This is a genomic window from Blautia sp. OF09-25XD (assembly GCF_003482095.1).
In the GTDB taxonomy this organism is placed as follows: domain Bacteria; phylum Bacillota; class Clostridia; order Lachnospirales; family Lachnospiraceae; genus Fusicatenibacter; species Fusicatenibacter saccharivorans.
The window spans coordinates 12,786-32,227 of the sequence record NZ_QUMG01000008.1 but is presented as its reverse complement, the minus strand read 5'-3'; the positions used below and the strand labels follow the sequence as shown (position 1 = coordinate 32,227).

At 49.3% G+C, this 19,442-nt stretch carries 20 protein-coding genes; 12 read left to right on the top strand and 8 right to left on the bottom strand.

What is annotated here, in order from left to right:
* Window positions 1-30 precede the first annotated feature (30 nt).
* Window positions 31-960: a nucleoside hydrolase gene (locus DXA93_RS08300; RefSeq protein ID WP_070103170.1), complete on the top strand. Its 930-nt coding sequence runs from the start codon at window positions 31-33 to the stop codon at window positions 958-960.
* 9 nt (window positions 961-969) lie between these two features.
* On the opposite strand, the gene DXA93_RS20890 is transcribed toward DXA93_RS08300, so the two are convergent.
* Complete coding sequence (locus tag DXA93_RS20890) at window positions 970-1,089, bottom strand: DUF6783 domain-containing protein (RefSeq protein ID WP_368250375.1); 120 nt, start codon at window positions 1,087-1,089, stop codon at window positions 970-972.
* A 57-nt stretch (window positions 1,090-1,146) separates the two neighbouring features.
* A complete protein-coding gene (locus tag DXA93_RS08295) occupies window positions 1,147-2,439 on the bottom strand; it encodes an L-cysteine desulfidase family protein (RefSeq protein WP_055267159.1) in 1,293 nt (430 codons plus the stop codon).
* Between the two features lie 199 nt (window positions 2,440-2,638).
* On the opposite strand from DXA93_RS08295, the gene DXA93_RS08290 reads away from it, so the two are divergent.
* From DXA93_RS08290 to DXA93_RS08280, 3 genes are all read left to right on the top strand, one after another.
* Complete coding sequence (locus DXA93_RS08290; RefSeq protein WP_330377069.1) at window positions 2,639-3,034, top strand: BrnT family toxin; 396 nt, start codon at window positions 2,639-2,641, stop codon at window positions 3,032-3,034.
* Window positions 3,021-3,215 carry a hypothetical protein gene (locus tag DXA93_RS08285; protein ID WP_055226225.1) on the top strand — a complete coding sequence of 65 codons (195 nt, stop codon included), beginning with the start codon at window positions 3,021-3,023 and terminating at the stop codon, window positions 3,213-3,215. Before DXA93_RS08290 ends, DXA93_RS08285 begins: the two co-directional genes overlap by 14 nt.
* 136 nt (window positions 3,216-3,351) lie before the next feature.
* A complete protein-coding gene (locus tag DXA93_RS08280; RefSeq protein WP_119208055.1) occupies window positions 3,352-4,881 on the top strand; it encodes an alpha-N-arabinofuranosidase in 1,530 nt (509 codons plus the stop codon).
* Window positions 4,882-4,941: 60 nt separating this feature from the next.
* Here the strand turns inward: DXA93_RS08280 and DXA93_RS08275 are convergent, their stop codons facing one another.
* Together DXA93_RS08275 and DXA93_RS08270 are read right to left on the bottom strand one after the other, a co-directional pair.
* Window positions 4,942-5,244: an AzlD domain-containing protein gene (locus DXA93_RS08275; protein WP_330410127.1), complete on the bottom strand. Its 303-nt coding sequence runs from the start codon at window positions 5,242-5,244 to the stop codon at window positions 4,942-4,944.
* Window positions 5,234-5,977, bottom strand: coding sequence for an AzlC family ABC transporter permease (locus tag DXA93_RS08270; protein WP_119208053.1), 744 nt, complete (start codon window positions 5,975-5,977; stop codon window positions 5,234-5,236). Before DXA93_RS08270 ends, DXA93_RS08275 begins: the two co-directional genes overlap by 11 nt.
* A gap of 407 nt (window positions 5,978-6,384) precedes the next feature.
* On the opposite strand from DXA93_RS08270, the gene ispE reads away from it, so the two are divergent.
* The 7 genes from ispE (at window position 6,385) to DXA93_RS08235 (ending at window position 13,741) form a co-directional block, all read left to right on the top strand.
* Entirely contained in the window at window positions 6,385-7,266 is an 882-nt protein-coding gene (gene ispE / locus DXA93_RS08265) for a 4-(cytidine 5'-diphospho)-2-C-methyl-D-erythritol kinase (protein ID WP_119208052.1), read from the top strand.
* The gene (locus DXA93_RS08260) at window positions 7,253-7,966 is read left to right on the top strand and encodes a GntR family transcriptional regulator (RefSeq protein ID WP_243109180.1); all 714 of its coding nucleotides are present in this window, start codon (window positions 7,253-7,255) and stop codon (window positions 7,964-7,966) included. The genes ispE and DXA93_RS08260 overlap by 14 nt, the downstream gene beginning before the upstream one ends.
* 145 nt (window positions 7,967-8,111) lie before the next feature.
* The gene (locus DXA93_RS08255; RefSeq protein ID WP_119208050.1) at window positions 8,112-9,644 is read left to right on the top strand and encodes a spore germination protein; all 1,533 of its coding nucleotides are present in this window, start codon (window positions 8,112-8,114) and stop codon (window positions 9,642-9,644) included.
* A 3-nt stretch (window positions 9,645-9,647) separates the two neighbouring features.
* Window positions 9,648-11,384, top strand: a complete 1,737-nt coding sequence (locus DXA93_RS08250; protein ID WP_118595252.1) for a GerAB/ArcD/ProY family transporter — start codon at window positions 9,648-9,650, stop codon at window positions 11,382-11,384.
* A 96-nt stretch (window positions 11,385-11,480) separates the two neighbouring features.
* Window positions 11,481-12,227, top strand: coding sequence for a stage II sporulation protein R (spoIIR, locus tag DXA93_RS08245; RefSeq protein ID WP_117510034.1), 747 nt, complete (start codon window positions 11,481-11,483; stop codon window positions 12,225-12,227).
* A 197-nt stretch (window positions 12,228-12,424) separates the two neighbouring features.
* On the top strand, window positions 12,425-13,249 hold the full coding sequence (gene murI / locus DXA93_RS08240; protein ID WP_055221779.1) for a glutamate racemase: 825 nt from the start codon (window positions 12,425-12,427) through the stop codon (window positions 13,247-13,249).
* A 39-nt stretch (window positions 13,250-13,288) separates the two neighbouring features.
* Window positions 13,289-13,741 (top strand): DUF1934 domain-containing protein, encoded by a 453-nt coding sequence (locus DXA93_RS08235; protein WP_022462143.1) that lies wholly within the window; start codon window positions 13,289-13,291, stop codon window positions 13,739-13,741.
* A gap of 148 nt (window positions 13,742-13,889) precedes the next feature.
* On the opposite strand, the gene DXA93_RS08230 is transcribed toward DXA93_RS08235, so the two are convergent.
* Window positions 13,890-14,345 carry a hypothetical protein gene (locus DXA93_RS08230; protein WP_117510035.1) on the bottom strand — a complete coding sequence of 152 codons (456 nt, stop codon included), beginning with the start codon at window positions 14,343-14,345 and terminating at the stop codon, window positions 13,890-13,892.
* A gap of 243 nt (window positions 14,346-14,588) precedes the next feature.
* Between DXA93_RS08230 and tig the strand changes: the two genes are divergently transcribed.
* Window positions 14,589-15,824, top strand: a complete 1,236-nt coding sequence (gene tig, locus DXA93_RS08225) for a trigger factor (RefSeq protein WP_158579604.1) — start codon at window positions 14,589-14,591, stop codon at window positions 15,822-15,824.
* Between the two features lie 236 nt (window positions 15,825-16,060).
* Here the strand turns inward: tig and fucO are convergent, their stop codons facing one another.
* The 3 genes from fucO to codB form a co-directional block, all read right to left on the bottom strand.
* On the bottom strand, window positions 16,061-17,209 hold the full coding sequence (gene fucO, locus DXA93_RS08220) for a lactaldehyde reductase (RefSeq protein WP_118660605.1): 1,149 nt from the start codon (window positions 17,207-17,209) through the stop codon (window positions 16,061-16,063).
* A gap of 223 nt (window positions 17,210-17,432) precedes the next feature.
* On the bottom strand, window positions 17,433-18,014 hold the full coding sequence (locus DXA93_RS08215) for a TetR/AcrR family transcriptional regulator C-terminal domain-containing protein (RefSeq protein WP_117813088.1): 582 nt from the start codon (window positions 18,012-18,014) through the stop codon (window positions 17,433-17,435).
* Window positions 18,015-18,150: 136 nt separating this feature from the next.
* Entirely contained in the window at window positions 18,151-19,395 is a 1,245-nt protein-coding gene (gene codB, locus DXA93_RS08210) for a cytosine permease (protein WP_118640879.1), read from the bottom strand.
* Window positions 19,396-19,442 lie beyond the last annotated feature (47 nt).

The window sequence follows — 19,442 nt, the reverse complement described above, 5'->3', positions numbered from 1 at the left end:
TTTTGGCTTTTACAGCAGAAAGGATTTACTATGAAAAAAATGAATTACACATTTTCCGTGCCGGACAACAAACGCGTGCGTATGATTGTCAGCACAGACTGCAAAAATGAGGCGGACGACCAGTTCGCACTGGCACATCACCTGATGACACCGATGTTTATTCTGAAAGGCATCGTTCCGTGTCACTTCAACATGTTCTCCCGCGATTACGGCGATGGCCACACAGCACAGGCGAGCATGGACGAGGTCAATAAAGTGCTGGATCTGATGGATCGGCAGGGCGTATGCCCGGTCTGCAAAGGATCGGAATTTCCGATGAAGGACGAGCAGACTCCGGCCGTGTCGGATGGCGCAAAGCTGATCGCCGAAGAAGCCATGAAAGATGATCCGCATCCGCTGTTCATCGCCTGCCAGGGAGCACTGACCGACGTTGCCTCCGCACTTCTGATGAAACCGGAAATCGCAGACCGCATGACCGCCATCTGGATCGGCGGAGCACCGTATCCGGAAGGGGGAGAAGAGTTCAACCTCCGCCAGGATATCGCAGCTGCAAACGTTGTGATGAAATCCGGCATGAAGGTATGGCAGGTTCCGTCTACCGTATACAAGAAAGTAACAGTTTCTCTTGCCGAGCTGCAGCTTAATGTTCAGCCATGTGGAGAAATTGGAAATTATCTGTATCAGCAGATGGTAGACTTTAACAACACCTTCTATCAGTTCCAGGAATGGCCGCACGGCGAAATCTGGGGTCTCGGCGATTCTCCGACAGTTGGGTTGCTGCTGGCAGAGGTACAGCGTACCGACCTCTATGAAATGGTAGAAGCGCCGGAAATCAGCTATGAGGACATGAGCTATCACTTCACCGGAAAGAACCGCAAAATTCGCGTTTACCATGATCCGAATGCGGAGCTGACGTTGAGAGACTTTTTTGCGAAACTGAAATTGAATTATGGGATGTGACAGGGACTGCTAATCAAAATCAGAGCCTGTTTGAAAAAAGCTTTCCACAAGATGTGTGTCACAATTTATCGGAAATTTTGTTCGACAGAGGGCGTCGCAGCGGGTTTTTGTATGGACAGAAAGAGCAATATAAAAACAGCCATCTGTGCAAGTTTGTCCAGATGGCTGTCTATCGTAATACTTTCGTTATTTACACACTTCGTCAATATCCACACGGTCGATCATAATATTCAGGATCTCCGTATCGGTATCTTTCATGCCGACTCTTCCGATGTATCCCATACTCTTGATCGTATCCTCGACATCTTCCCGCACGATACCTTCGCCCGGCTGGAAACTTCTGTGATGCTGGCCCATGTAGTGGGCGAGAATAGCAGCGTCAACAGCGGATGCAATTTTCGCCGCACAGGAGGATTTTGCGCCGTCGCAGACAATACCGCCGACGTTTCCAATGGTGTTGACGATCGTCAGACTGACATCTTCATAAGTTCCGCCAGAAAGATAGGTAATGGCGGCACCGGCTCCACAGCCTGCGCTGACGGCGCCGCAGTAAGCGGAAAGACTTCCAATATATTTTTTCTGATGAACCGCAATCAGGTTGCTGACAACGAGTGCGCGGTACAGTTTTTCCTGGGAAACGTTCCATTCTTTTGCAAACTCAATGACAGGAAGGGAAACGGTCATGCCCTGGTTTCCGCTGCCGGAATTGATGACGACCGGAAGAGAGCAGCCGCTCATACGCGCATCGGAGCCTGCCGCTGCACGGGCGCGGGCGCGGATTTTTACGTCATTGCCGTATTCATTCAGCAGCGTGCGGCCAACCTGTGCACCGTATGGATGACGGAGACCTTCATCGGAAATGGCAGAGTTCATGGTGATCTGACGGTCAAGAATTTCTTTGATGTCTTCGATCTTCACAGTATCGGCAAATTCAAGAATATCCTTGACGTTCAGCACACTTTTATCAACGTATTCAGGGGAATCCTCATGAGCCGCAATCTGATAAAGTATCTCACCATCTTTTACGATGCGTGAAATCAGAGTATGACGGTTTACAATTGTTACTTCTGCACTGTGCTCTCCGGCAATGACTTTTGCAACAATGTAGAGATTTTCTACGCCTTCTTTTAAAGTACAGGTACAGAATCCCTGCTGTACCAGCTTTTTTGTATTTTCAATATCTGCTTCGGTCACATCTTCAAGTACTTCAAGTTCACGTTCGGCACAGCCTCCGACGACGCCAAGCGTTGCCGCAACATCAATTCCCTTCAGGCCATTGGAGTTTGGAACTTTAACACCCTTTACGTTTTTGATGATGTTTCCACTGCAGCAAAGCTCGATCGATTCCGGCATCTGTCCGAGTACTTCGCGTGCTTTTGCTGCCGCATATGCAATGGCAATCGGCTCTGTACAGCCAAGCGCCGGAACAAGCTCGTTTTTTAAAATCTTTACATAACTGTCATATAATTTCTGATCCATGAAAATTCTCCTGTATAGTTTTTTATGCGTTATCAACTGGTAAATCTTGCATTTCTTTCTGATTATACTATTGATATATCACTGATAATATCAGATGTCAAGTAGAGAATTGCAATTTGTGAATTAACATCATGCATTGACGCAGAAAAGAAAAGATGATACGATAAAAACAGTAAAATACTGAAATCGGAGGTAATCATTGGAGAATAGCAAAACTGTAACATTTTCACTTGGTGGAATGATTTTCGAATATGATGAGAAAAAGAATAAAATTAATATAGAAAAACATGGAATTTCATTTAAAAGTGCTGCCCGTGTATTTTTTGATTATGATCGAATAGAATATTATGATGAGGAAAATAGTAATGTTGAAGATCGATATGATATCATAGGTGATTTATCTGCAGGGACAGCGCAAATAGAGCGTAATACAGAGATTATGATCGGAAATATAAAAAGTGATGATGTTTTGTTTGTAGTGTATACGGAAAGAATACGGAAAAATGAAAATGGGGCAGAAATAGATGTGACAAGATTAATCTCCGCAAGATATGCAACCAATTTTGAAAGGGGGCTTTATTATGGTAAATACTAAAGAAATGACAGAAAGCCTGATAAAAGAACTCGCTTTTTCAGAAGAAGAATTAAGGGAACTAAAAGCAGCAAAAGAAAAACCTATTGTATTTGATGAAGATTGTCCGGAAACGACTCCAGAACGGGCGCTAAAATTTCGACGGGTAAATCCGCCGAGGGGAGCAGGCAAAAAAAGAGCATAAAAATTTGTGATCTCCGTAAAACCAGAAAATCCTAGTTTTACGGAGATCTTTTCAGAATAAATTGTATTTTCCTTTAAAGTGTCCTATACTGAAAAGTAGCAAAAATACACACCACCCTTTCATTTGGAGGATTTTTATGCAGAAGATTACGTTTCGAAAATTAGCTGGAGAAAAATATATTTACCCGGAACTGCAGGGACACTTTATCGAGTTTCTTGGCTCCTGTATTTATGATGGAATCTGGGTTGGAGAGGATTCGGAAATTCCGAATTATCATGGAATCCGAAAAGACCTTGTGGATGCATTTCAGAAGCTGCACCCGCCGGTGATCCGCTGGCCGGGCGGATGTTTTGCGGATGTATATCACTGGCGGAACGGCATAGGTCCGCGGGAGCAGCGGCCGGTTACATACAATGAAAACTTCGGTACTTTCGAGACGGATCCCAATCAGTTCGGTACGCACGAGATGATGGAATTCTGCGAGATGATCGGCGCGAAGCCATGGTTTAATATCAATATGATGACCGGCTCTCCATCCGAGATGCGAGAGTGGATGGAGTACTGTAACCGCAAAGAGCCGACGGCACTTTCGCAGGAACGAAAAACAAACGGCCATGAAAAACCGTTCGAGATTGAATACTGGGGTATCGGAAATGAAGTATGGGACGGCGGCGGAAAAATGACGCCGCAGATGTATGCGAACGAATACCGGAAATTCAGTTCCTCCTGTCCGTCGTTTGGAGGCGGCGATCAGACATTTTCCATGAAATGCATCGCCAGCGGCCCGGATGGAAATAAGCCGAAAGAACGTGCTGCGTGGACAAAAGATTTCTTTAAGGAAATGGGAAAATACCGGATGCCGTCTCTCTATGGCTACGATCTCCATTTTTACAACTGGAATCTGAAACAGCTTCAGACAGAGAAAAAGTTTGATGAAAAACAGTGGTATGATGTGATCAATGGATGCAAAGAGCTGGAAAATGTCATTCACGAGCAGCGCCGCCTGATAGATGACGGTCTTGAAGCACTTCCGAAACCGGAGGGGCCGTTCCGGGCGGCACCGAGAAAATGTGAACTGATTGTCGGTGAGTGGGGAAACTGGCACAGCAGTGCGTTTAATGCACGCCCGGCGCTGTATCAGCAGTGCACGATGCGCGATGCCGTTACAACCGCACTGACACTCGACATCTTCCACCGCAATACCGGGGATGTGCGCATGGCATGTGTAGCACAGTCTGTCAATGTCCTGAATTCCCTGTTCCTGACGGATGGCGAGCATTGCATTCTGACACCAAACTACGATGTGTTCGATATGTATCAGGTGCATCAGGGTGCGTATACGCTTGGCTTTGAGGAAAAGAACAAAGATCCTGAGGTCTGCATTTTTGCCTCGATCAAAAATGATGATATCTACGTCAATCTCGTAAATACAAGCTACAGCGAATCAAAGAAAATCGAATTGAAATTCAAACAGTGTCCGGAATTTGTTGAGGCCAAAACACTGTACTCCCAAGATCCGCAGAACTACAACGATGCGAAACATCCGAACCGAGTCCGCTGCAAAGAAGGAAAAGCACCTGCACGGGAAAAAGACTCCTTCCAGATTGCACTGCCGGCGGCTTCGGTCAGCGTTTATCATTTCAGAAAAACAGAAACAGAAAAGTAATACATACAAAACGGGCCGCCCCGGGGAAAAGGATTGTTCCCACAGGGCGGCTCATTTCTATTACAAAAATAATTCAATCACAAACACCACGGCACAGCATGCCACCGAAACCTGAAACAGGCTTGCACCGAACCATGCGGCTGCGATGCCGACGACAAGCGCGAGTGCGCCGGAAACAGGGCTCTGTGTTGCATGGACAATCGCCGGGAAGGTCATGACGGACAGCGTCACGTATGGAACGTAGTACAGAAACGACTGAATAAACTGATTTTTAATCGGCTTCCGAATCAGCGTCAGCGGCAGAATCCGGATTGTGTAGGAAACCAGAGCCATGACGGCGATATAGATATAATTATTGTACATCAGCATTTTCCTCCTCTGTCTTTACCGGGAACAGGATAGCTCCGGCGCAGGAAATCAGAACGGTGAGCAGAATCGTTCTGGTTCCGTCGGAGAGAGTGGAGATGCCCGGGAGATAGCTGCAGATAAAGCTTAAGAAAAAGCTGACGGCAACAAGACCCGCTACCACACGGCTCTTTCTCGCCGGGGGAATGATGATTGCAAGGAACATGCCGTACAGCGCCACGCTTAAGGCACTGACAGCGCGCAGCGGCAGCAGATTTCCGGCAATAATGCCAAGAGCCGTGCCGATCGACCACGCGGGAGCAGCGACGAGAATGGCACCGTATGTATAATACGGATTCAGCCAGCCCGGGCGCGCGATTGTGATGCCAAACAGTTCATCCGTTACATCGTAACCAATGAGAAAACGGTGGAAAAACGGCGTGTCCGGTGAAAAACGCTGGGCAAGCGCACAGCTCATCAGCAGATACCGCGCATTGGCGATGAGCGTAATGATGGCGACCTGCAGATAGCCTGCATTGGCGGCAATCAGTGTAAAGGCGGCGTATTCTCCGGCGGAAGCATTGTTAAAAAGACTGGCGAGAAAGCCCTGAAAAGGACTAAGACCTGCCTTACGCGCCGCAATGCCGAGCGAAAACGAGACCGCAAAATAGCCAAGCCCGATCGGAATGCCATCGCGGATTCCGTTGACCAGAGCCTGGCGGGAAAATGAATAAGATCTTTGTGAACTCATAAAAAGCTACTTCCTTTTCTTTCGCAGAAGCTAGAGCATGTCTGAAAAAATCATTTCCGTAATCTGAGATTCGCAGCTTACGAAAAGTTTTTTTCAGACATGCTCTGGCTTCTGACAAAAATGTTGGGGTCAAGAGATCAAAAATCCTCTTGCAAGCGAGCTTGCACCGGCTTTTTGATCTTTTGCCCTGATATCTGATGAAAATTATAGCAAGTTTCGACAGGTTCGTAAACTCTTATTTTGCTCTTGTTCGTTTCCATTAGCCACCGCTTACGCCTGCGTTTCTAAGTCTGTTGAACTGAATTGTATAAAATTATGTACAAAAACAGAAGATAAAGCTTGAAAATAGAAGAAAAATCCATTAATATCTATGTATACAAAAAACATTACCGAAGGTGGTGCCTACGATGAAACTGCGTGCGCTTGCAAAAATAAATCTTGGTCTTGATGTGACCGGAAAAAGAGAGGATGGTTACCATGAAGTCCGCATGGTAATGCAGACGATCCAGATGTACGATCAGCTGGAAATAAAGGAGAGCAAAGAACCCGGAATAAGGCTTACAACCAATCTGCCGTTCCTTCCGTGTAATGACGGAAATCTCGTATACAAAGCGGCCAAGCTTCTGATGGATGAATTTGATATCCGTCAGGGCGTTGATATGAACCTGACAAAATTTATCCCGGTAGCGGCCGGCATGGCGGGCGGAAGCTCGGATGCGGCAGCAGCACTGGTAGGAATTAACCGCATGTTTCAGCTTGGTCTGACAAAACGCCAGCTGATGGAGCGGGGTGTGCAGATCGGTGCGGATGTTCCGTACTGTGTGATGCGCGGTACAGCGCTGGCAGAAGGAATCGGCGAAAAGCTGACATCCCTTCCCGGCGTACCGATGTGCTACGTGCTGATCGGAAAACCGGGTATCAATGTTTCGACGAAATTTGTCTATGGAAACCTGCATCTTGACGAGGTGACGGAGCATCCGGATATCGACGGCATGGTAGAGGCGATCCGAAATCATGACCTGTACGGCATCACGGACCGCATGGGAAATGTGCTGGAATCCGTGACGTGTCCGGCGTATCCGGTGATCGATGAGATCAAGGCACAGATGATGAAAAACGGTGCGGTCAATGCGATGATGAGCGGCAGCGGCCCGACCGTATTCGGCATTTTCGACGATCCGGACAAGGCAGAATTTGCCCGCGCTCAGTTAAAAATAAGCGGACTGTCGAAACAGACATTCCTGACTACAGTATCAAAACCGGGAGGTACAAAGTATGGTAAAAAATGAGTTAGACCTGCAGATGGAGGATTATCAGTACCTTCCGCTCCGTGATGTCGTGTTCCGCACGCTGCGCCAGGCGATTCTGCGCGGGGAGTTAAAGCCGGGAGAGCGGCTTATGGAAATCCGGCTGGCAAATCAGCTCGGCGTTTCACGTACGCCGATCCGTGAAGCGATTCGCATGCTGGAACTGGATGGCCTTGTAATCATGGTGCCGCGCAAGGGTGCACAGGTGGCGCAGATCACGGAAAAAGATCTGAACGATGTGCTGGAGGTGCGGCTCGGACTCGAGGAGCTGGCGGTAAAACTGGCGTGTCAGCGGATTACAGAGAGCGAACTGCAGAAGCTTTATCAGGCATCGCGCAGCTTTGAACAAATGCTGGAGACAACAGAGACGGATGATCTGCAGAAGCTTGCACAGGCAGATGTGGCATTCCATGATGTGATTTATCAGGCGACGAACAACGAGCGCCTGATTCAGCTGCTGAACAATCTGCGGGAGCAAATGTACCGTTACCGGATTGAATATTTAAAGGATGTAAAATCCCGACGTTCCCTGGTCGAGGAGCACGATGCCCTCTATGAACGTATGAAAAATCGGGATCTTGCAGGCGCACAGAAGATGATCCGCGAGCATATCGAGCGACAGCAGGAGAGTATTATGCAGACCGTACATCACCAGAGCATGACGGGTGTAGAAGAAAAATAAAAGCGTATAAAATTTCGAAAAAGGAACATTCTGTTACAGAGTAAAAAAATCGTGACAGAATGTTTTTTTATGGAATTTTGCAGAGTATATTTCTCCAGATGGTTTTTCGGAAGCTTTCAAAAGGAGGAGAAGGAGGGACGCAGGCATGGAAGAAGAGAAGACGCAGATTTCACTCACACTGGCGGAAAATGAAAGCGTGATCCGTACATGGTGTGAAAATTGCGATGATATTCAGATCCGCCCGATGAAACTCGGCAAAACGGGCGGAACCGGTGCGCTGCTGATCTACGTAGAAGTGGCGGTGAGCTGCGTTATGTTGAAGGATTCCGTGATCGGGAAGCTGTTGAACCGTCTGATGGAGGTTCCCGAGGCAGATATCCCGGGGGTTCTCTCGGAAAATCAGCTCGGAATTTCGGACACGCTGGAATTTGACACCCTCGAGGATGCCTTTGCCTCGATGCTGGCGGGAAACGCCGTTCTCTTTGTGGACGGTTACGACTGCGCCGTCAAAATCGGTTCGAAGGGATATCCAAATATGGGAGTCCAGAAAGCCGAGTCCGAGAAAGTGCTGCGCGGCTCAAACGAGGGCTTTTCCGATTCCGTCAAAACCAATACGGCACTCGTCCGCAAGCGTCTGCGGACCACCGATCTGAAAGTGGAGGAGATACATTTTGGTGCGCATTCTGATACGGTTCTGGCTCTGGTGTATGAGAAAGAGCTGATTTATCCGAAATTTCTGGAAGAGGTAAAACAGCAGATTGCCGGCTGGGAGGTGGACGGCGTTTTTGACAGCGGCATGGTCGAGCAGCTCTGCGGACCGCAGTGGAAATCGCCGTTCCCGCGCTTCGAGACGACTGAACGGCCGGACCGCGCGGCGATGGAGATTCTGGACGGAAGAATCCTGCTTTTATGTGATAATTCCCCGGTCGGGATTCTCTTCCCGGCATCATTTGACAGCTTTTTAAAGGTCAGTGAGGACCGGTATCATCATTTTCTGATCGTCTCATTTGAGCGGCTGCTGCGGTATGCGGCGGTCTTTCTCGCCCTGTGGATTTCGGGCGGATACCTGGCTGTCACGGGCTTTCACACACAGGTGCTTCCGACCAAACTCCTGCTGGCGTTCGCCGAAGCGCGGAAAGGCGTTCCGTTCCCCGGCATTCTGGAAATTCTTCTGATGGAATTTGCTTTTGAACTGATCCGCGAGGCCGGTGTGCGCATGCCGGGGCCGCTTGGCGGGACGATCGGAATTGTGGGCGGGCTGATCATCGGAGATGCAGCGGTTTCCGCCAATCTGGTGAGCCCGATGACCGTCGTTGTGGTTGCGGTTTCGGCGCTCTGTTCGCTGGCGATTCCGAACGAAGAGTTTGGTGCGCCGTTCCGGCTGCTGAAGTTCGGCTTCATTTTGCTCGGCGGATGGATCGGCATTTTCGGCATGGTGCTCGGCACGTTTCTTCTCGCGGGTCATCTTGCCGGGCTTACGAGTTTTGGCATTCCCTATCTGATGCCGTTCGTCGGGAAAGGACTTGCGGGCTACCATGCGCCGAAGGATTCCGTATGGCGGCCGCCGCTGCATCAGATGCGGGAGCGGCCGGTCTTTACAAAGCGCAATCAGAGAGTGCGGCTGCGGAAAAACAGAAAAGCTGCGGAGCCGGAAGAAAAACAGGAAAGGGGAGAGTGACGCATGTTTTCGGAAAATGACAGAATTTCACAGCGCCAGATGGAACGCCAGATCGTGCTCGTTCTGCTCTGCCCGGCGTTCTGGCAGCTCGCAGCGTACGGCGCATCGGACGGCCTGCCCGGTATGGCAGGGATTTTCGTTGGATATGGGCTGCTGGCGGTGTGGTGCATTTATCTCGTGCGCCTTGGCGGGCTTTACTGCCGCCTGGAAAGCGTGATGGGAAAGGCTGGGAAACTCCTTCTGGCAGTGATGTATCTGTGTTATCTGCTTTTCCTCGGCGGAACACTGCTTCGCAGAATGGCAGAGCTTGCCGCCGCGTATCTGACAGCGGGTGTACCGCAGGAGCTCTGCGGACTGTTTCTGCTCGCGGCGGCCGGGTTTGGTGTCGGCAGTGAAGTACAGAAAAGAGGACGGCTGGCGGAAGCACTCTATCCGTGGATTGTGGGCGGGATTTTGATTCTGCTTCTGCTGACGGTTCCGCAGATGCATTTTTCCTCGTTTGAGGATGCCTGGAAGACAGCAAAGTCTGTTGAAATTGTGGATAACGGAATACTTTTTGGGTGGAATGTGTGGAGAACACTGGAAAATGGAACACCGATTGCGCTGCTGCCGTTTTTACTGGGGCATGTGCAGAAAGAGCACAGGAGTGTCATTCTTCCGGTGACGCAGAGTATCTGGAAAACGGGGCTTCTTGTAATTGCAGGAAGCATGGCGCTGCTCGGCGTTTTCGGCCGGCGCGGCACGGCTGCGGCGCAGGACCCGCTCTTACTGTTAATGGCAGGAACGAGCCTGCCAGGTGGATTTCTGGAGCGGTTTGATATTCTGTGGATGGCATTTCTTTTGATGGGACTGCTGTTCACACTGGGAAGTCTGCTGTTTTACGTATCGCTGATCGGAGAGAAGACGGGACTGTGGAAACCGCAGAATCTCTATGTACAGATCGGTACAGTGCTTTTTATATGGCTGCTGTCATGCGCGGAAAGCGGCTGGTCGGTCCGATACGGTTACTTTCCGTTTTTCCTTGCCATCACGGTGCTGCTCGGCTTCTGCCAGAAGCATATGAAAAAACTGCGGCTTGTGTGTCTGGCGCTGGGCAGTATGATTTTCCTGTCATCCTGCGGGGCAGTAGAGCCGGAAAAGCGGCTGTATCCACTGGCGGTTGCCTTTGATTATATGTCGGAAGAGGCGACTGCGCCGGAAAACAGTGAAACTGGGGAAGAAACCGGGACGGCGGTCAGTGAGAGCGGCGGAGAAAAGGAGACGGCTGGCGGTAAATGGCGCGTCTGGTATGCGCCTGCGAATCTTGCGGTGGTGACCGGCCAGGGAAAGGATGAGCAGGAGGAGGGAACCGACGAGGACCCCGCATCGCTGTTCTTTGAAGCGGAGACGTTTGAGGAGATTGCGCAGCAATATGACAGCACAGAGGAATATGATCTCGACACCGGACACGTCCAGGCGATTGTATTTTCCGATGCACTGCTCAGTGACCGGGGACGGATGGAAGAACTGTTGAAGTACCTGGAACAGGACCGTGCGCTTGGGCACAGTGCCTATCTGTTTCACGCAGAAAAACCAGAAGATATCATGGAGCAGAACGGAAAACAGGTGGAGTCCGTCGGTGAGTACCTGTGCGGAATTTATGACAACCGGGTGAAAAGAAAAGAGGCGGTGACACTGGCGGACTTGTGCTATGCGTTGGAAAACGAAAGGAGCATTCCGTGGATTCCGAAAGCGCCGTAAAAGGTTTAAAGTGTATGGAATATCGGAGCGGGTAGTGAGTGTCTGTGTATAAAAGTTTTGAAATCCGGCAAAACTGGAAAAAACAGGAGGCAGCATATGAATGAGAAAAAAGTACAGAGCCGGAAACGGAATCAAAATCAGACACAGAAGAAATCCAGGGACAGGCAGGCGCAGCCCCGAAATACATTTGGGAACCAGCATAGAAGTCAATTCCAGGCGGCATTTCAAATTTTCTGCCGCCGCTGGCTCCCCGTCTGCATTGCGGCGCTGATCCTTTCCGGAACCGCCAATCTTCTCCGCGAGTCCCGTCTGCAGCAGGAAGTCGCTGCAAAGATCGTGCGCTTTCACGTAAGAGCCAACAGCGACTGCGCCTCCGACCAGCAGATCAAGCTTCAGGTACGCGATGCCGTTGCCGAAGAACTGCAGACGATCCTGCACGGAGCCGAAACAAAAGCAGAAACCGAAGAAATCCTGCGTGAAAACGAGCCCTCCATCCGTGCCGCCGCCCTTCAGACGCTGCGCGCAGGAGGCAGTACTGACGATATCACCGTAACGTACGGAAAAGCCAGTTTTGAGGAAAAAGAAACGGGCAATTATATTCTCCCCGCCGGAACGTACGACGCTCTTCAGATCAACATCGGCAGAGCCAAAGGGCACAACTGGTGGTGCATGCTGTACCCGTCCATCTGCTTTTCGGATGCCCTGCGCCCCGTAAACGAGGATGGCGAAAGTGCAGAAAAAGTCGAAAAAAGCCGGATTCCGCTGCAGAATCTGTTGAGTGACGCCGCCTACCGCGAAATTCTGAAAAGTGACCGGATTTCGTTCCGGTTTTTCTGGCGTTAGGCGGATTTTTCGAAAGACTTTCAAGAGAAATGATTGCAATATTCCTCCATTCGGGTTAAAATAATGTATCAGCGACCTATTTTAACCAGGGTCGTGAAATGAAAAAAGAAATGTAAAAATTCAGATATATTAAATATAGAAATGAACCCCATTCGGCATGACAAAAAAGTAATGCCGGATGAAAAATGGAGGAAAGTATGAAAGCAGACAGACAGGCGCCGATCGGCGTCTTTGATTCCGGTGTCGGCGGACTGACCGTAGTGCGTGAGATTATGCGAAACCTGCCCGACGAACGAATCGTATATTTTGGAGATACCGCGCGTGTGCCGTACGGTTCCAAATCGAAAAATACCGTCATCCGTTATTCCCGCCAGATCGTACACTTTCTGGAAACCCAGCAGGTCAAGGCAATCGTCATCGCCTGCAACACCGCAAGTGCGCTGGCACTCGATACGATCGAAAAAGAGATTGATCTCCCGATCATCGGCGTGGTAAAACCGGGCGCACAGATGGCCGTCGAGACGACGCAGAACAAGCGCGTCGGCGTCATCGCAACCGAGAGCACTATTCAGAGCGGCCTCTACCAGCAGCTCATTACCGAGGCAGATCCGGCGATCACCGTTTACGGAAAACCGTGTCCGCTGTTTGTGCCGCTCGTGGAAGAGGGCTGGACAAAAGATCCGATCACCGAGGAAGTGGCGCGCCGCTATCTGGCAGAGATTCTGGATAAAGACATCGACACGCTGATTATGGGATGCACCCACTATCCGCTGCTGCGTTCTCTGCTGCGGAAAGTAGTCGGAGAAAAAGTAACACTCGTCAACCCGGCATACGAAACCTCACAGGCACTGCGCAGACTGCTGCGGGAGCTGGATCTGGAGAATCCGGGAAACGATGAGCTGGGCCGTCAAAAATACCAGTTCTTCGCAAGCGACGGCGTGGAGCGGTTCAATGCCTTCGCACATTCCGTTCTGCCGGAGCAGATCAGCGATACGAAACAGGTACAGATTGAAAACTATTAAAAACGACATACAGAAAAGAGAGAGGAACATCAGAAAAGGATGGAAAAAGACGTACTCATCAGCATCCGCGGACTGCAGTATCTGATGGATGAGGAATCCGGCGAACAAGAACCGGTGGAGGTTATGACGACGGGTTCGTACTACAAGAAAAATGGCCATCACTTTCTGATCTACGACGAGGCAACCGAAGGCTTTGACATGATGACGCACAACATGATCAAATTTACGGAAAACGCCCTCGAGGTGCGCAAGCGCGGCCTCATTGATGTCCATATGATTTTTGAGGAGGATAAAAAGAACATTTCGTTTTATCACACGCCATATGGCATGATCAACATGGGAGTTGCGGCGACGAAGGTCAGAATGAAAGAGACGCCGGATCAGATTTTACTGAAGGCAGAATACGCGCTCGACATCAACGACAGCTACGTGGGGGACTGCGTAATCGATATCGAGGTAAGACCGCGGGAAGGCGGAAAACTGAATTTATAAAAAAATACCCGGGAAGAATGAAAATCATTCAACTCGGGTATTTTCGCGAGCAACGAGCCAAAGTCCGGGCTTGCACGAGACCTTGGAGACTGCCGCGAAAGCAAAAAGAAACACGCAAAGCGTGTTTCTTTTTGTTTCAGATGAAATTTTATTTCTCCTCGCCGCGTGCCTTGCGGAGCATTTTCTGCCAGAAGCCGTTTTTCTTTGCCGGCTGCTCTAAAGAACCGCGGATGCCGCGAACTCCGGTGATATAGATACCGCTTACGGTAGCCTTGACTTCTTTTTTTACCGGGATCTGATCGAAGATAGCAGCGTCGCAGATCAGGGTCATGATTCTCGGACCGACTTTTGCTTTGACGATCGGCAGTTTTGCGCGACGCATCATTTTCGGTGTCTGGTCAATGACCATCTGTGGGAGTCCGGAATCTTTCATGCGAAGCTTTTTCTTATCTATGATCAACATGGAGACAGTCTGTTTCATGGCCTCCATTTGTTCCTGCTGTGCGGCCTGTTTTGTCTGTGCTTTTTTACCGAAGTAATACAGCAGACCAAGGATGACAGCGATGACAGCTAATACGATTAATACGATAATCCAGGGTTTCATCCCTCTATTCCTCCTCTGCAAAAAATAATGTGGGCATCGGAACATACAATGCCAGTCTATGAACATTCTAACATTGATTTCGGCAAAACGCAAACACATTTTAGCGCAATCCAGGCGATTTTACGGTTGAAAATCATAAGAATTTCTAAAATCGGAGCCCCAGCCTTTTTTTTACCAGACAAGTATGGTAAAATGAGATTTACAACGCGCCGGGAACGGCGTAGTATGGAGGAAAATTCAAGAATGAAAAGAAAAGCAGCAGTCATGCTTCTGCTCATGACACTGGGAGCAGCCAGTGTGAGCGGATGTGGAAAAAACAATACAACAAGCAGCAGTTCCGTATCAAGCGCAAGCAGCACAAGCGCTTCCTCAGCATCCGATGCGTCGAGCGCAGGCAGCACATCGTCCGACAGCACAGCTTCTGAGGAATACGCTTCCCCAAGTGATGTAGACGGGATTCCGGTTGTCGATGAGGAAGTTGATCCGGCAGAGTGTGTAACGCTTGGAGATTACAAAAAGCTGACACTGGAAAAGAAAGTAGAGCAGGTAACGGATGATGACGTACAGACGGCCATTATGGCAGAGACAGCTGTCACCATGGACGATCCGGACGCCACCGTACAAAAAGGCGACACCGCCGATATTGCCTATGTTGGAAAAGTTGACGGCAAGGAGTTTGACGGCGGAAGCAGTGATTCCTACAATCTGGTGATCGGATCCGGTACCTTCATCGATGGATTTGAGGATGGTGTCATTGGAATGAAAACAGGGGAGACAAAGGATCTGAACCTGAAATTCCCGGACAGCTATCAGAGTACCGATCTGGCAGGAAAAGACGTTGTGTTTACCGTTACGGTAAATGCGTTTACCCGCCCGGCAGAAAACATTGACGGATGGGAACTCGACGATGCATGGGTAGCAGAGAATACAGATTACAGCACTGTGGAGGAATACCGTGCCGGAAAACGCGCAGAGCTGGAGGCTGCAAATGAGACGACAGCGGAAAATAATCTGCAGAATGACGCGATGCAGCAGGTGGCAGACGGCTGTACGTTTCACAAAATTCCGAAATCCTATATCACCCTTGGCGAAGAGGATTACGATAAACGGTATACCACTTATCTTCAGAATTACGGCATTTCCCTGGACGACTATCTGGAGCAGTATGCGGACAGAGCAACCTACAATCAGGAGAAAGCAACGTATGCAGGAACGATGGCAAAAAGTGCCCTTCTTCTGGATGCCGTAAAAGAGGCAGAAGGCTGGACGACAGATGACCAGGATTACCAGCAGATCTTAAACGACGAGGCAGCCAATGCCAATATGTCGCAGGAAGATTTCCTGAAAGCGGCCAATGATTATTACGGGGAAGATACGGTAGTGCGCAATATCATGATGGAGCGCATGATCAATATGGTTCTCGACAATGCAACAGTCAATACTGTGACTGTGGATGCAGACGGAAATACAGTAGAATAAAAAGAAAAATCACCCCGAAACAGGATGAAAATTTCTGTTTTCCGGGGTGATTTAACCGAATCAAGTAAGTCCCCTGCTTCCATTGCGAAAAGCAATAAGCAGTGGGTGGGGACTTGCTTGTATCAGGAGGAGTGCAAGCTCCTTCTGATAAACTGCGGAGCAGTTATTCGGTTATGAGCAAGTAGCGAAGCGGATTGCGAATATCCGCTTGACATGTGGGAGACGAACTGTGTTCGTTATGCCATGATTTTGCGGAACAGATCCTTCAGATCTTCTACGCTTGCATCCTTCGGGTTGCCCGGTGCGCAGGCATCTGCGTGTGCGGAATCTGCAAGGAACTGCAGGTCCTCTTCTTTGACTGCCTCGAGAACAGACGGGATTCCAACGTCTGCGGACAGCTTCTTAACAGCATCAATCGCTGCTTTTCTGTACTCTTCCTGAGACATTTCGTCTACACCTGCAACGCCCATGGCACGTGCGATTTCACGGTATTTCTCACCGGTGCACTCCTGGTTGTATTCCATAACGATCGGAAGCATCATGGCACATGCAACACCGTGTGGGGTATCATAAACAGCACCAAGGGTGTGTGCCATGGAGTGAGCGATTCCAAGACCCACGTTGGAGAAGCCCATACCTGCGATGTACTGGCCAAGAGCCATTCCTTCGCGTCCCTCTTTGGTGTTTGCGACAGCACCGCGCAGAGATTTGGAGATGAGTTCGATGGCTTTGAGATGGAACATGTCAGTCATTTCCCATGCAGCTTTTGTGGTGTAACCCTCGATTGCGTGGGTCAGAGCGTCCATACCGGTAGAAGCGGTCAGTCCTTTTGGCATGGAGGACATCATATCCGGGTCAACAACTGCGATGATTGGCATATCGTGCGGGTCAACGCATACGAATTTACGTTTTCTTTCAACGTCTGTGATAACGTAGTTGATGGTAACCTCTGCAGCAGTACCGGCTGTGGTCGGAACAGCGATGATCGGTACGCATGGATTTTTGGTCGGTGCAGTGCCTTCAAGGCTTCTGACATCCTCAAACTCCGGGTTTGCGATGATGATACCGATTGCTTTGGAGGTATCCATAGAAGAACCGCCGCCGATGGCGATCAGATAGTCAGCGCCGGATGCCTTGAAAGCTTCTACGCCGTGTTTTACGTTTTCGATGGTCGGGTTTGGCTTGATATCGCTGTAAAGCTCATAGTCGAGTCCGTTTGCGGTCAGAATATCGGTTACTTTGGAAGTAACGTTGAATTTAATCAGATCCGGGTCAGAGCATACGAAAGCTTTCTTGAAGCCGTGTGCCTTTGCTTCATTTGCGACCTCGGCAATAGCGCCTGCTCCGTGATAAGAGGTTGCATTTAAATTAATACGATTTGCCATGATTGAAAAACTCCCTTCTAAAATGAATAAATGGTTTTACTGAACTTGTTATTATATTAACAAATCCGGAAGGGAAAAAGAAAGTGACAGAAGAAGCGAAGTGTAACACTTTAAAAAAAATCGCCATTGTGACAAAAACAACAGAACAAAATTTGTGAAAAATAACCAGAGAGTGTCTGAAAAACCATTTCCGCAATCTGCAAGCCCCACTTTGACACGCGCTCTAAGAGAGCAGCTGCAGATTCCGGAACAGTTTTTTTAAGTCTTCCGGCATTGCCCGGACGAGAAGAGCTGCAAACTCGGAAGGTGTCAGATCCATGCCGGTAAGCACCCATTTTACGGTCATGGTGATGGAACCCTGACAGTACATTTCGAGAAGAAAATGCATTTCCGGTGAAACCGGGCTGCCGCTTTTTTCGTGAATCAGATTTTCGTAGAACGCGAGAATCAGGTCAAAATCGTGCTCACGCAGAGAATTCTGCTTGTCGTAGCGGAAGGCAGCGGCGAAAAAAGCTTTTTCTTTCTGAATATAGGTAAATTTCTTTTCCAGACTGTCAAAAACGGTCGTTCCGCGACCCATATGTTCGAAGGATTTTGTCAGTAATTTATCAAAATACCAGTTGATCAGATCGTATTTGTCGAGAAAATTGCGGTAGAAGGTCTGGCGGGTAACACCACAGATTTCACAGATCTGGCGCACGGTGATCTCTTCGACAGGGGTTGATTTCATGCACTCCTTCATGGATTCGGCAAGACGGTATTTTGTTTTTTCTCCTTTGGGAGCAGATACGGTGGAATGGATCATCCGGGCAGTTTCCTTTCGCTTCGAAAATTGTAACTATGCAGAGTTATGCATATATTATAACGCGAATCCGAAAAAATAAAAAGCCCTGAACATGTTCCGGAGATAAGATACAGGAACATATTCAGGACGATTTTGCCTATTTTCTTTTGTTTACGGCCTGTCCGACACAGTAGCATACAGCGGCAACAACCATGCCGTTGATGGAAGCGATGCCCCAGTGTAAGAGGTTCGCAACAATGGCACCGAGAATGACACCGGCAACCGCAAACCAGTCTACGGTTTTAAGCTTCGGCTGATCGGTTTCAAAGTCCTTTTTGTTCATGAAGTAGGCGAGCACCAGAATCATGCCGACCGGCGGCAGGGTACAATTCAGAATGTTGAGCCAGCCGCAGAAGTTGTAGTACAGCCATACGGAGGCAACCGTTCCGATGATACCGGAAAGGAGAACCATCGGTTTTTTCCTCTGATGGAAGATGTTGGCAAGACCAAGACCTGCGGTATACAGAGCGTTGTCGTTTGTAGTCCAGATATTAAGACCGAGAACGAGAACAGCCAGGTAGAACAGGTTCAGGCGGACCATAACCTCGAAGATATCGTTTCCGCCGACAAAGATCGAGGAAACGGCACCGAAGAAGAACATCAGGGAGTTTCCGATGAAGAAGGCCACAACCGTGGTGATGGCACCCGCTTTTCCGTCCTTTGCAAAACGTGCGAAGTTCGGGGTTGCGGTTCCGCCGGAAACGAAGGAGCCGATGACAAGACCGGCACCGCCGATGATAGTCAGAGATCCGCTGGATTTGGCAAACTGATCGATGATCGTTCCGTCGCCTCTCATTACGGCCATGACCATGGCGATCGTTCCGAGAATGGCAACACTTGGTACAGCGATATAGCTGACGATGGTCAGAGATTCAATACCAAAATAGGCAGAGGCGGTCATGCAGACGCCGGCAAGAATAACAAGTCCCCACTGTGCCGCAGTGCTTCCGCCGAGCAGCTCCTTGGAAACCGGAATTGCAAACATGGCAAGACCGACACCAAACCATCCGATCTGCGTAAAGCTGGTCATGGCTGACGGCAGATAGGAACCTTTTTCGCCAAAGGCTCTCTGGGACAAAAGATCAAGTGACAGACCGGTTTTTGCACCGACGTAGCCGAGCAGACCGGTATAAATACCAAGAATGATTCCACCAAGGATCAGTGATCCCAAAAAGCCCCAGAAATCGAGGCCGTCAGCGAGCTGCTGGCCGACCCACATGCTTGCCGAGAAGAAGGTGAAGCCAAGCATGATCATAAACATGGTTACTACATTTTTCCGGGCAGAAGACGGAACCGCGCTGTCCGCGAAGTCAACATCTTTTACTTTCTTTTCTTTTTCCATAATATCTCCTGAAAACTGTGATTACGGTTCGCCGAAATTCAGCGAAC